13 protein-coding genes and 5 pseudogenes are annotated in these 11750 nt (G+C 47.0%); 2 read left to right on the top strand and 16 right to left on the bottom strand.

Features of this window, described 5'->3' with window-relative positions; all coding sequences use genetic code 11:
- Positions 1-188 (top strand): annotated as a pseudogene (locus tag ACCW71_RS20365) (hypothetical protein); the annotation flags it as partial.
- A 58-nt stretch (positions 189-246) separates the two neighbouring features.
- Here ACCW71_RS20365 and ACCW71_RS20360 read toward each other — a convergent pair.
- The 4 genes and pseudogenes from ACCW71_RS20360 to ACCW71_RS20345 all read right to left on the bottom strand — a co-directional run.
- Positions 247-663, bottom strand: coding sequence for an Imm63 family immunity protein (locus ACCW71_RS20360; RefSeq protein WP_436374450.1), 417 nt, complete (start codon positions 661-663; stop codon positions 247-249).
- Position 664: 1 nt separating this feature from the next.
- A pseudogene (locus tag ACCW71_RS20355) lies at positions 665-856 on the bottom strand (TNT domain-containing protein); the annotation flags it as partial.
- A gap of 90 nt (positions 857-946) precedes the next feature.
- Entirely contained in the window at positions 947-1297 is a 351-nt protein-coding gene (locus ACCW71_RS20350) for a hypothetical protein (protein ID WP_436374449.1), read from the bottom strand.
- A pseudogene (locus ACCW71_RS20345) lies at positions 1297-2095 on the bottom strand (VENN motif pre-toxin domain-containing protein); the annotation flags it as partial. The pseudogene ACCW71_RS20345 and the gene ACCW71_RS20350, both read right to left, overlap by 1 nt.
- Here ACCW71_RS20345 and ACCW71_RS20340 point away from each other — a divergent pair.
- Positions 2018-2188: a SymE family type I addiction module toxin gene (locus ACCW71_RS20340; protein ID WP_436374451.1), complete on the top strand. Its 171-nt coding sequence runs from the start codon at positions 2018-2020 to the stop codon at positions 2186-2188. The pseudogene ACCW71_RS20345 and the gene ACCW71_RS20340 overlap by 78 nt on opposite strands.
- A gap of 45 nt (positions 2189-2233) precedes the next feature.
- Here ACCW71_RS20340 and cdiI read toward each other — a convergent pair whose 3' ends face one another.
- From cdiI to ACCW71_RS20280, 12 genes and pseudogenes are all read right to left on the bottom strand, one after another.
- Positions 2234-2599 (bottom strand): ribonuclease toxin immunity protein CdiI, encoded by a 366-nt coding sequence (gene cdiI, locus ACCW71_RS20335; RefSeq protein ID WP_436374447.1) that lies wholly within the window; start codon positions 2597-2599, stop codon positions 2234-2236.
- Positions 2600-2607: 8 nt separating this feature from the next.
- Entirely contained in the window at positions 2608-3405 is a 798-nt protein-coding gene (locus tag ACCW71_RS20330; protein ID WP_436374446.1) for a CdiA family toxin C-terminal domain-containing protein, read from the bottom strand.
- A gap of 472 nt (positions 3406-3877) precedes the next feature.
- Positions 3878-4750, bottom strand: a complete 873-nt coding sequence (locus tag ACCW71_RS20325) for a VENN motif pre-toxin domain-containing protein (protein WP_436374445.1) — start codon at positions 4748-4750, stop codon at positions 3878-3880.
- Positions 4751-5100: 350 nt separating this feature from the next.
- Positions 5101-5553, bottom strand: a complete 453-nt coding sequence (locus ACCW71_RS20320) for a hypothetical protein (RefSeq protein WP_436374444.1) — start codon at positions 5551-5553, stop codon at positions 5101-5103.
- A gap of 96 nt (positions 5554-5649) precedes the next feature.
- Positions 5650-5994 carry a hypothetical protein gene (locus ACCW71_RS20315; protein WP_436374443.1) on the bottom strand — a complete coding sequence of 115 codons (345 nt, stop codon included), beginning with the start codon at positions 5992-5994 and terminating at the stop codon, positions 5650-5652.
- 189 nt (positions 5995-6183) lie between these two features.
- Positions 6184-6369 (bottom strand): annotated as a pseudogene (locus ACCW71_RS20310) (DUF6862 domain-containing protein); the annotation flags it as partial.
- Positions 6370-6471: 102 nt separating this feature from the next.
- The gene (locus ACCW71_RS20305; protein ID WP_436374441.1) at positions 6472-6786 is read right to left on the bottom strand and encodes a hypothetical protein; all 315 of its coding nucleotides are present in this window, start codon (positions 6784-6786) and stop codon (positions 6472-6474) included.
- A pseudogene (locus ACCW71_RS20300) lies at positions 6783-7823 on the bottom strand (VENN motif pre-toxin domain-containing protein); the annotation flags it as partial. The gene ACCW71_RS20305 and the pseudogene ACCW71_RS20300, both read right to left, overlap by 4 nt.
- A 69-nt stretch (positions 7824-7892) precedes the next feature.
- Positions 7893-8762 (bottom strand): hypothetical protein, encoded by an 870-nt coding sequence (locus tag ACCW71_RS20295; protein ID WP_436374440.1) that lies wholly within the window; start codon positions 8760-8762, stop codon positions 7893-7895.
- A gap of 220 nt (positions 8763-8982) precedes the next feature.
- Complete coding sequence (locus ACCW71_RS20290) at positions 8983-9381, bottom strand: hypothetical protein (protein WP_436374439.1); 399 nt, start codon at positions 9379-9381, stop codon at positions 8983-8985.
- Between the two features lie 294 nt (positions 9382-9675).
- Positions 9676-9990, bottom strand: coding sequence for a hypothetical protein (locus tag ACCW71_RS20285; RefSeq protein ID WP_436374438.1), 315 nt, complete (start codon positions 9988-9990; stop codon positions 9676-9678).
- Positions 9987-11750: VENN motif pre-toxin domain-containing protein (locus ACCW71_RS20280; RefSeq protein WP_436374437.1), on the bottom strand; the 1764-nt coding region annotated here is incomplete at its 5' end. The genes ACCW71_RS20285 and ACCW71_RS20280, both read right to left, overlap by 4 nt.

Genomic DNA, 11750 nt, shown 5'->3' with positions numbered 1-11750 from the left:
TCGTCACCTGGTTGCCCGCGCTCACCTGCGTTTCGGTGTGCGTCAGGCCGCTGCCCTGCTCGCTGCCCTTCGCCTTACTGACGCTGGCGGAGACGCTGATGAACCGTAAGAAGGTCAGGGCGTGGCTGAAGGTTTTTCCGAGCGCGCTGGACCAGACGTGGGAGATGCCCGTTATTATAAGGTGGTAAAGGCGGCTGAAGGGAAGAGCAATCCCAGCCCGGATGGCCGGGATTTGAGCATATACACTTACAGATAAAGACTGTCATCATAAGGCGCATTGGAGAGGGTCTGATCAATCTCATTTTTTGCTTTAATTTCCCATTCGTTATTCATTCTTGCCATAAATGCAATAATCATAGGAAATGCCATACGACGGCCATCTCGCCCAGGTATGCGATGTTCAAGTTCGTATTGGAAAGATATGTTTGATACAAAAGCTGAAGTAATCCAATAAAGTAGTTCATTAAGTGATTTCGTGGTCTTTCTTGAAAACTCGTAACCTCTTTCTGATGAAATATAATTATAAATTTCGTTTTCAAATGAAACGTAAGGAGTTCCATCGTTTGTAGGTGCAGAAAAAAAAGTTACAGAATGAGGTGGACAACCAATTTTCGAAACCAGCTTATCAACTTCTTTCTGAATTCCTTCAATACTCATCAGCATATTAATGAACCTCCCGAATGTATTCATTTTTTATAAGCCAATCAACATTCGCTCTTTCTTGCATATTCGGCAATATCTGAACACCTCCACCAGGTTCACCAAAAGCAGGCGCTATTTTACCTTGCATAACCGGTAATGGTTTGATGACCTCATATTCATGGTATTGCTCGGCTTTTGTATCTGGGGCTAGAGATCTTTCACCATAAGGTGTTCCTTTAGGTGCTAAGAATGACCCGTTAGGTTTTCCATAAAAGCAAAAACCCCGGCCAACTGGCCGGGTTCATCATCTAATCAAAGAACTACTACTTACTGATATATATGGCCTTACACGTATTACGACCTTCATAACAATTCCATTAGTAATTATTTCAGTAAATAGATATTCCCCTGGGTTATCATTTTTTATACTGAACGAACTAACTCCATCGATAGAGTTATGTACAAGTTCATTTCCATCAAGTTTTACGACGTACTGAATCCATCCTTCTACAACACTGAAAGAGAAGTCGATACCAACCCCTTTTTCATCTTTAGCTGTATATAAATAACTTATGTTATCTCGTTCAAAAGAAACTGGCTCACTTTCAAAAAAAGAGAGTAACTCTATCTCATCAGGCTTGTTTTCTATAAACATTATTGAGTTGCTCCATTTTTCGGTATTGTAGTAATAAAGCGATGGTGAACCATCATTCATAACTTCAAAAGTGCTTTCAAACATTGTTGCCTTACCTGAAGGCCCCATAAAGAAAGACTCCCTCACTTCGAAACTGCCATACTGATCAGTATATTTTTTCACAATATTACATGGGTTCTTTGTTGCTGTCGTAAAGTGTTCAGCGAGCATTGCATGTCCACTCACATCATCAGTAACACCTAATCTCTTCATTTCTAATGAAAGTTGATTTGTACGATCTAATGTATGAGGATTTCCAGTTGCTCTTCCAAAGAGATAATCAAATTTTTTCGCATCAACTACAGAATTAGATATTGTCTGTATGGCAAGAGCATCGGGTATTTTCTTACCTGGCAGGAACATACCTGCCAGCATTCCGCCCGTTGCCTCCAATGCAAGCTGGTTACCTTGAGCGGCTTCTTTCATCTGCTCGGCAACCGCTGTCCAGGTATCGCTCTTCATCAACGCAATAACAGTATCTGCCGCTGCTTGGTTCTTACCTGCCAAGTCACTTAGCGCTTTATCGCAGTAACTGTCTCCCGTTGCACAGGCCGCCAATGTCATAGCACCATCAGCAACGTAATCCGCCCCACCTAACGCCGCATCACCGGTATCAGCAAGCGCATTAATAATGCCATTCGCAATCGAAGAGGTTGTACCTTCACCCAGTTTTTCCCTGATCTGATCCTTCAGAGATTCGGCAACCTGCTTAGCTGTAGCACGAGCCTGATCACCGGACAGCGAGTTATTCTCAACGGCAACTGGCTGGAAGAAGCGGGGTTTACGACCGGACAGGCGGTTAAGGTGACGGTGGAGCGCAGGCAGTTGATCATTCAGCTGGCTGAGGAGTGATTGGCAGGTAAAAACACCCGGCCAGACTGGGCCGGGTGTTTTTATTCAGACAGGCATTTTTGCCAGTAATTCGTTAACTTTTTTTGTATCCTCAGGATGCAATTTTAAATACCTTTCACATGCCAGTCGGACATAGTGATAACAGGTTTCTTCACTGACAATGACGGTCTCCGCTTCAGAAGGAGGATAACCTACAGCAAATTCCACACCCTCAAAATGCTCGCTTTCATCGAAGCTGTTCATGTCGGGAAAGTTGCAGTAAGCACCATCTTTATTTAAAGAACCTCCACTAGAAAATAATTCAAGAGCTTCAATAAAATCACCATCCTCGTACATTCTGTCAAAATAGGACGCAGCAATTAAATTGAGCCCGTCATCTAAATCTTGTTGAGTAAATAATTCTTTTATCATGGCTCACCTCAATTAGGATGGAAGTTACGAACTGTTCCAGTCGTTTTATCTACGTAAATTCTAAAACTAACACCATCCGCGGTTACATTTGCCTGACCACTCTTACTCAACATTGCCTCATTGAATCCCTTAGCAGCGGCCTGTTGCCCAAGATCTAATATTTTCTGGTCAGTGAATACATCAGGATCATAGATAGTCTTAGTCTCAACGGTAGTTTTATATTCCCCCGTAAGACTTCCGTCCCGATTCTTGGTTGGAACAAGATATTTTACTTCGGTAATACCCTTCACACCTGTAGGTGTTTCACTGACCACCTTCACATTATATTCTTTCGCTGCCTCATAAAATGCATTTGCATTATTACCATCTGATATCCCATTTTTCTGTGTAAAGCCATCAACGGTTGCCAGATGTTTTGGCTGATCGATTCTGAAACTAATCCCTTCTGGATAAATAATGACACTCTTAGTTAGCACACCTAGCTTACTCACCACTGCCGCACCCAGAACTGGCTTCAGCGAAGAGGCGATCATCTGCATCCCGTCACAGGTCTCGACGTAATTCTCCGCCGTCGCCTTATCAACATTAAGCTGTACCATGGCATAGTTCACCATAGCATCTTTCACCTGCTGCTGATTCTGCGCATCAACGCTGGTGATATTCAGCAGGTTCACTATCTGGCCGTAGGCGTCCGGGTACATATCGCTGACTTTATTATTGTAGTTTCCGGTTTCGTACTCACTTTTCGCGGCGTAAGCCTCAAGCCTTGCAGAAGCGCAACCGGTGACAGGCACAAAATCAACCATCGAAAATTACATATTTTTCAAAATATTACGTTTTTCGGTGACATTTTAACCGTTCAGGCTTCGGCGTTCATGCTACCGCGGTATGCCTTCTTACCACGCTCGTTTTTAGCCTTGATCTGCTCACCGGCTTTGTGCTTCAACGTCGTGCCTTCAGCCTGCGTTTGCGAAATATCACCCAGCTCATTAACGTAAAACTCTAACCGTGGGAGGTTGGGGTTTTATGTATATCAGTTAGGATCTTAAGAACGTTTTTTCCGCGAATTGTACTTGTCGATCATATTAAAAACCATTGTAGCTAATGTAATCGCTGTTCCTGCAATACATCCAAAAATGATAGCTCTCTTTAGCTGCCCATCAGGTATTAAAAAATACCCATTTTTGATATATACAATTAACGATGCTCCAGCCCCAAAAATAAAGCATGCCAGCACGCAAAAAACACAAGAATAAACTAGCAACTTTATATACGCGATCATTTAACACCCTCCTTTTCTTTTCCAGATTGAGAAGGCCCTTGTGGAGCCGGTGTATTTAAGAGATCTTTTGTATATCCACCTAAAAACTCTGTTCCCAGCGAACCTACAGCATCAAATATAAATCCAGGTGCTTCCTTCCCAGTTAATGCATTAACAGCACTTGGTGCATATTTACCAAATCCCCAACCTAACCCAACGCCCCCTGCGGCAATACCAATAGATCCAATATCAACCCCATCGCTAAACACCGCACCACCTGACGCTATGCCCACATTCTGCCAGACACCACGGCCAGGGGCTAATGCACCGGTCACAGCCGCAGAAGCACTCCCCCAGTAATCCCAGGTTTTCTGCTGATTTTCTGGCAAACTCTGATTCTTCTCACTGTTTATATCGAACCACTGGTAAGTTCCATTCGCTATTTCAGCGATGGCTGCACCTGCCACAACTTTACCCACCGAGGCAGCTGGCCCTAAATAAGCCGCCCCTGCTATCAACACACCATCTTTATATCCATTCACGATGACTTTGGTGATATTAGCGCCTTCCGGTAAGTCTCCCTTCGCCAGCTTGTCCAGACCCGCCTGTTTCTGCTCCGGTGTCAGACCATTAGCTTCCGCATACTGGTTCCAGGATTTGACTGCCGCACCGTAGCTGTTCATCCCCGTACCAAAGCTAAGGTTATTGTTCTCAACCGCATTCTTCCCAGCCTGCGCACCCGCCACCGCGCCCGCCGTGCTGTCGCCGGTCACCCCGCCCGCCAGCCCCGCCGCCAGCGTGCCCAGCGCACTTATCGTCTGGCGCTGCTCCTCACTCAGGTCCTTACGGTCAACACCCGGATACATCTGCTGCGCGATGTACTCGCCCATCGCCGCGCCCGACGCCCCCGCCACCGCGCTGTTGCCCGCCGCGTAGGCCGTCACCGCGCCCACTACCGCGTGCGCCATCTGGTATTACCCGTTTTTATCGCAGGGCTAAGGCGTTCACAGCTTGCCTGTGAACAACGAAACGCCTGTCGGGAGCGGGCTGGCGAGGCCCGCAGGCGCTCTGCGCCTCGTGGCAACTCTGCCTGACCGGGTGTTAATTTTGCATGACCGCAACGGACCGGGGCGGGGGCGGAAGCTGGCGGATTGAGGTGTTCAGCAGACCACAGGCCAGACTTGGTAACTGACTGAACGACAGACAAAAAACCCCGGCTCGATGGCCGGGATTTTAAGTTCTAAATTAAAATATTCTCAATTGAACCATCTATTAAATAAACAGAAATCTCATCCTGACCCAATTCAATATGGTCAATACACTCAACAAAGTCAATGCACTTATATTCCTCAAAAGTCTCTTTTGCAATAACAACAACTTCAACCTCACAGACAATAAAAAGATATTTTTCATCAGCCTCAAAATTATAAAAGAAAGACGTTAACTTTAACTGCTTAATTAATTTATTGTTTGCGAGGCAAAAAAACACCACAACCTGATCAAAACCAACAACAATTACATTGTCTAATTTCATAACTGTGGGTTTTATTTCACTTTGCATAGAGAATTTAAAAACCACCACTTCATTACAGCTCACATAATAGTAATAGCGAGCATATTCAATATCATGAAAAATAGAGGGGGTATTTTTATGATAAAAGTCATCTTTTGTAAGGGGGATAATTTTCATCATTTTTTATTACTCGAAATTTTAGGGATTAATGTTGTAATTTTTGGTGTTGCTGACATATTGCCTTCAGGATAAAAGAAACCAATTTGAATAGCTCCTTTATTTGAAAACAGGAATAATTTTAACAACAGTAGTGCCAAGGTTATTCGATTTCTGAGAAACTATTACACCATCACTTGCTGCTTTATTGAACAGATTGGTGAGTGCCTGTTCATTATTTATCCCTAGTGTATTTAGATCTTTTAAATTCTGAGCCGATCTTTCAATATTATGAGGATTACCAGTTGTAACTTTCCCGAAGAAATAATCAAATTTCTTTGGATCGATACTGTAACCTTTTGGTAAAGCTTCATTTGGTACAGGCGGTTTCACCACCTTACCCGGCTGTAATATCTCTATCCCCTTCATTCCTGCCAGCGCAACCACAATGCTCTGTGCCTGCATCACTGAATCATACTGTTTAGCGACTTCATTCCAGCTTTTGCATGAGGATTTAGCTATCGCCGTTATCGCTTGATCCCGGCTGATGCTGCCAGCGTCTAGTCCCTGAAGTATACCTTCAAGATTCGCTACGTCCTGTGGATACAGATCTTTGTAAATCAGCGAGTAGGTGACATTTTCACCGTATTTTTTCAGCGCTGCCTCAGCTGGATCAATCAGCGCACCGCAGGCTCCTCCACCTTTCTGACCATCGGTACAAACTGCTTTTATCGCCTGGTCACGCTCCTTATCAACCCGATTAATTTCAGCCAGTTCTTTCGTTTCAGACGTCGTTAACTCCAGCTTCAGATAGTCGCGCTTCGTCTCCAGCTGTTTCTTTCTGTCAGCTTCTTCATTTCAGAATAGGTTATATATCTTCACCTTATTAGCTGGCTGGTTATAAAGCAAATATCCCGGCTCGGTGGCCGGGATATTTAATGATTAACAGAAGTCTGGATCTATTTTACCCTCGACCTTCAGGATCTCAAGAAAGCGGTTATAAGCAACTTCATCCCGCTCCAATATATCATCCAGCAACTTTTCTTTTATCAAGGCCCAGTGCTGAATGCTCTTCGCATTATTTTCAAAATATATTGCGGTGAAGTCTATTTCTGGATCAATTACAGATACTTGAGTTGCTCTATATGCAAGCAAACCACCATAGTTTTTGGGAAGCCCATAGAAATATGTCTCATCGCCAAACCAATAAATAGCAAAAACATTTATGATAGTCCCATCGGACTCTTTTATTTTCATTTGACCTGCCCTTTGATATTCTCGATCACATCTGCCGGGTTAGAGTTAACCCGCTGAGGAGTATCAATTTTCATGTCGTAAGCTTTACCAGTAATAGAGTTGTACTGATAATGAACGGTGATTGATTCACCCTTAGCATTTTTCTGGGCTACCTGCATTTTTTGGAATCCCGCACTTGTAGGAAAACGAGGATCATTATTCATACCAATCAGCTTTTCGCCTGCTGCCGGATTTTCCTGTACCTGTTTCCATACTATTTGTTCATTCAGATCTCTTGGTACTGGCGACTGTTTACCCGGCTTGGCCGTCGATATTTTCTCCGCCGCACTAATTAGGATCTTGTTATCAATAACCTTCGAAACTTTTCCGACAAGGGATAATGCTTTTTCTGCCGGAATAGACGTCAACAACGCCAGCGCATAATCTTTCGCATCTTCCGCTGACAACACCGCCATTACAGTGTCTGAACCAGGATTATTTTCCAGGATCGCTTTAATAATGTTGGCACTTTCAGGCAGATCGCCTTTCACCATCCGCGCCAGATCGGCCTGCACCTGCTCCGGTGGCAGGTTCTTATCATGGGCATATTGCGCGTAAGACTGTACTGACTGGCCGTAATCCACAAAGCCTTTACCAAAGCTTTCCAGGCCACCCAGCGAGTTATTCTCCACCGCATTCTTCCCTGCCTGCGCACCCGCCAGCCCCGCCGCCAGCGTGCCCAGCGCGCTTATCGTCTGCCGCTGCTCCTCACTCAGGTCCTTACGGTCAACACCCGGATACATCTGCTGCGCGATGTACTCACCCATCGCCGCGCCCGACGCCCCCGCCACCGCGCTGTTGCCCGCCGCGTAGGCCGTCACCGCGCCCACTACCGCGTGCGCCATCAGGTTCGCCTGAACATTGACCGACCCGTCCGGGTTCAGCGTCTGGTTATGAATAACTTCAGCCAGATATGGTGCAGACCCGCCGGTTATGGCCTGTGCCAGGTTGTGCCCCGCCAGACCCTGCACCGCCGCCTGAATGGTGCTGCCGGTACCCCTGCTTCTGGTAGCTGGTAAACGGCAAAATCCCAGCCAGGAAGGGCTGGGATTTAAAAAATATTTCAGTTAACGGATATCAAATATCCAGAACACTAAGCCTGTAGGAACCCCTAATAAACTGATCTTTAAGATCTTAACAACCTCTTCTTTTCCAAAAGGGAATGGTTTATCAAAATCCCAGATTAGCCAGCCTTTTAAAAGATAAGAAAAAATCCCCCCAATCATAAGAACCAGACACATGCCTAAACATAAAAACACTAACAACCATATGGATTTTTTAGATTTATTTATATTCATTTTTTCCTCTGGAGTAAGACTTTTTAAATTATCGCCAACCACACCAGATACAGTAGAATCAATAACATTCGCACTTATTGCAGGTATTGAACTTTGGGGAACAGGTTTAGTTATAGTCCAGACACCTATTGGTACCCATTCATATTGCTTTGATACTGGGTTGAATATTTTATCAGCCTGAACTTTTAAAACGTTACCCGCAGCATAGCCTGCAGAAGCACCAGCCTTACTCAGCAACGCTGCCATAAATGGATCATCACCGCTGATTTCAGCTTGGTAATAACCGCCTGCTGCATTCCAGGCCATCGTTGGGTTATAACCTTTACCTGCCGTAATGGCGCCGATTACCCCAGAGCCGATCACATCTGATAATTTCACTTCACCTGTTGGGCCATATTGTATACCAGCCCCTAATCCGGCACCAACACCCACCGCTATGAGCTGCTCTTTAGTGTTATTAACGGCATTAGTAATTATGGCTTTACCACCCATTATCGCTACCGGCCATGAGGTTGGAGTCATTATCACATCCATAACCCGATCACCTTCCGTGATATTATCCTTAAGGAACTTAAGATCTGAGCCGTTAAGATATTTTACTATCGCAGCCGCGTCGGGATCCTTCAGTTTCTCGCTCATCCTTACCTGATGCTTATGAGCATCCAGAGCGACGTTAGTGTCTGCCTGAATCAGTTCTCCCAGGATACACAGTCTACTCCGCCGCCGGTACAGGCTTCAGCCAGTTCCTTACTGTTTTTATTACTAATATCGATGTATTTCTCAGCAACCTTATTGCAGTCACCGCCTGATGCTTTGCAATCCTGCATTTCCTTATCAAGCTGCCGGGCTTCTGTTTCGCTCAGCCAGTTGTTCTCAACTCATATGCCTTACCAGTTGTTGAGTTGTACTGATAATGAACAGTTATTGTTGAACCATCTGAGAGTTTTTGTTTTGCTTCCATCTTCTGGAATCCGGCTGACACAGAGAAACGAGGATCGTTATTCATGCCATCCAATGTCTTACCAATTGTTGGATTTTCTTTTACCTGATTCCACAAGACCTGCTCATTCAAATCTCTCGGTGCAGTAAATTGTTTGCCCGGCTTGGCCGTCGATATTTTCTCCGCAGCACTAATCAGGATTTTGTTATCAATAACCTTTGCTGCTTTTCCGACAAGTGACAGCACTTTTTCTGCCGGAATCGACGTTAATAACGCCAGTGCATAATCTTTTGCATCTTCCGCTGTCAGAAGCGCCATCACCGTATCTGAGCCGGGATTATTTTCCAGAATAACGCGCTATGGGTAACGCCGGTTACTGACGATGCTGTGTGGCTGGAACTGCTGAACTGCCCTGATGCGGACGTAGCCGCTGATGTTATTCGTGAAGATGGCTCGTTGTATCTGGCCGGGGCCTGGCTGACGGATATCGGTATCAGCGCCACAGGCAGGATTAATGCCTGCTGTGTCAGAACGGCGATTAAGATTACCGCTGGCTGAAGAGCGAGTGGCAGGTAAAAAAATCCCGGCGACTTTGGCCGGGATTTTTAATGATTAATAAAAGTCGGGTTCTATTTGGCCTTCTGCTTTCAGGATCTCAAGGAAGCGTTTATAGGCCGTTTCGTCCAATTCGAGAAGATCATCTAATAGATTCTCTTTGATTAAGGCCCAGTGATAGATACCATGCCCATTATTTTTAAAATAAACACAGCCTCCTTCAATTTCAGGTTCAACAACCGTTACTTCTCTGGCTGAGTAAGCAGATAACCCTCCGTAATTCTTAGGCATTCCTAAAAAATTCACCTCACCGCCAATGAAGTAAATTGCGTATATATCAACAACTTCACCATCACGTTCTTTTATTCTCATTGAACCTGATCCTTTATATTACTGATGACGTCTTGAGGATCGGGTTGAACCCTCTGCGGTGTAGTTATTTTCATATCATATGCCTTACCAGTTGTTGAGTTGTACTGATAATGAACAGTTATTGTTGAACCATCTGAGAGTTTTTGTTTTGCTTCCATCTTCTGGAATCCGGCTGACACAGGGAAACGAGGATCGTTATTCATGCCATCCAATGTCTTACCAATTGTTGGATTTTCTTTTACCTGATTCCACAAGATCTGCTCATTCAAATCTCTCGGTGCAGTAAATTGTTTGCCCGGCTTGGCCGTCGATATTTTCTCCGCAGCACTAATCAGGATTTTGTTATCAATAACCTTTGCTGCTTTTCCGACAAGTGACAGCGCTTTTTCTGCCGGAATCGACGTTAATAACGCCAGTGCATAATCTTTTGCATCTTCCGCTGTCAGAAGCGCCATCACCGTATCTGAGCCGGGATTATTTTCCAGGATCGCTTTAATAATATTGGCACTTTCAGGCAGATCGCCTTTCACCATCCGCGCCAGATCGGCCTGCACCTGCTCCGGTGGCAGGTTCTTATCATGGGCATATTGCGCGTAAGACTGTACTGACTGGCCGTAATCCATCATGCCTTTTCCAAAACCCTCCAGACCACTTAACGCATTGTTTTCCAGCGCATTCTTCCCTGCCTGCGCACCCGCCACCGCGCCCGCCGTGCTGTCGCCGGCCACCCCGCCCGCCAGCCCCGCCGCCAGCGTGCCCAGCGCACTTATCGTCTGGCGCTGCTCCTCTGATAAATCCTTACGGTCAACACCCGGATACATCTGCTGCGCAATGTACTCACCCATCGCCGCGCCCGACGCCGCCGCCACCGCGCTGTTGCCCGCCGCGTAGGCCGTCACCGCGCCCACTACCGCGTGCGCCATCAGGTTCGCCTGGACGTTGACCACCTCTTTGCCGTTCGCGTCCCTGGTGGTGGTCATGCTGTGGATGACCTCCGCCAGGTAAGGCGCCGCCGCCCCGCTGGCCGCCTGCGCCAGGTTGCCGCCCGCCAGCCCCTGCACCGCCGCCGTCGCCGCCTGAATGCCCTGCTGGAAGGCGCTGCCGGTGCCCCAATGCTGCTGCGCGGCTTTGTAGCTGTCGGTTGCCGCCAGTGCCTCATTGTACGCCGCCCACTCTTTCTTGGTGGCATTTTCACCCGGCTCTTTTATGCCTTTTCGGGCCAGCTCTTCCTTACCGGCGTTCGTGGCCCGTATCTGCCCCTCCGTCCGCGCGATGTCCGCCGCCTGGTTCCCTATCTCCCCTATCAGCTGCGCCTCACGCAGCCGGTTCTGCTCTTTTTCCTTGTCGAATATCGGCGACAGCGTCTGGTTCGCGTGCTCCGCGTCGCGGCTCAGGCCGCTCACGTCCTGCGCCTGCTTATCCTGGTCGCGGATAACCAGCGCGCCATCGCTCACCGCCGCCTTCGTCACCGAGCTGTCGCTGCCGCTGTGGTTCGCCCCCGTCAGCAGACCGTTCGCCATGTTCCCGGCAAACTGGCCGCCGATGCTGCCCCCGGTGCTCATCCCCGCGCTCTGGTGCTCCACTTTATAGTCGGCATGGTTTTCGATGTCGCGCCAGCCCAGCGTGCCGGTCTCCAGCCGGTTCCTGTCCGCCGTCGCGGTCGAGCCGATGACCGCCCCGTCGAGCTGCGTATGTTCGCCCACGCTGACGTCAAAGCCGCCTTTGCCCGCGAAGAGTCCGGTCTGCTCCTCCACGCTCTG

This window comes from Pantoea sp. C2G6, from assembly GCF_051336815.1.
GTDB lineage: Bacteria > Pseudomonadota > Gammaproteobacteria > Enterobacterales > Enterobacteriaceae > Pantoea.
The sequence above is the reverse complement of the archived record's forward strand: the minus strand, read 5'-3'. Positions and strand labels throughout refer to the sequence as shown.

What these genes read in the sequence shown, in the direction of transcription:
- ACCW71_RS20330 (WP_436374446.1), bottom strand. Translation starts at nt 3,405, where the DNA reads ATGGTTGATTTTGTGCCTGTCACCGGTTGCGCTTCTGCAAGGCTTGAG.
- ACCW71_RS20325 (WP_436374445.1), bottom strand. Translation starts at nt 4,750, where the DNA reads ATGGGCGAGTACATCGCGCAGCAGATGTATCCGGGTGTTGACCGTAAG.
- ACCW71_RS20290 (WP_436374439.1), bottom strand. Translation starts at nt 9,381, where the DNA reads ATGGCGCTTCTGACAGCGGAAGATGCAAAAGATTATGCACTGGCGTTA.
- ACCW71_RS20285 (WP_436374438.1), bottom strand. Translation starts at nt 9,990, where the DNA reads ATGAGAATAAAAGAACGTGATGGTGAAGTTGTTGATATATACGCAATT.
- cdiI (WP_436374447.1), bottom strand. Translation starts at nt 2,599, where the DNA reads ATGATAAAAGAATTATTTACTCAACAAGATTTAGATGACGGGCTCAAT.
- ACCW71_RS20320 (WP_436374444.1), bottom strand. Translation starts at nt 5,553, where the DNA reads ATGATGAAAATTATCCCCCTTACAAAAGATGACTTTTATCATAAAAAT.
- ACCW71_RS20295 (WP_436374440.1), bottom strand. Translation starts at nt 8,762, where the DNA reads ATGAGCGAGAAACTGAAGGATCCCGACGCGGCTGCGATAGTAAAATAT.
- ACCW71_RS20350 (WP_436374449.1), bottom strand. Translation starts at nt 1,297, where the DNA reads ATGTTTATAGAAAACAAGCCTGATGAGATAGAGTTACTCTCTTTTTTT.
- ACCW71_RS20305 (WP_436374441.1), bottom strand. Translation starts at nt 6,786, where the DNA reads ATGAAAATAAAAGAGTCCGATGGGACTATCATAAATGTTTTTGCTATT.
- ACCW71_RS20360 (WP_436374450.1), bottom strand. Translation starts at nt 663, where the DNA reads ATGCTGATGAGTATTGAAGGAATTCAGAAAGAAGTTGATAAGCTGGTT.
- ACCW71_RS20315 (WP_436374443.1), bottom strand. Translation starts at nt 5,994, where the DNA reads ATGCAGGCACAGAGCATTGTGGTTGCGCTGGCAGGAATGAAGGGGATA.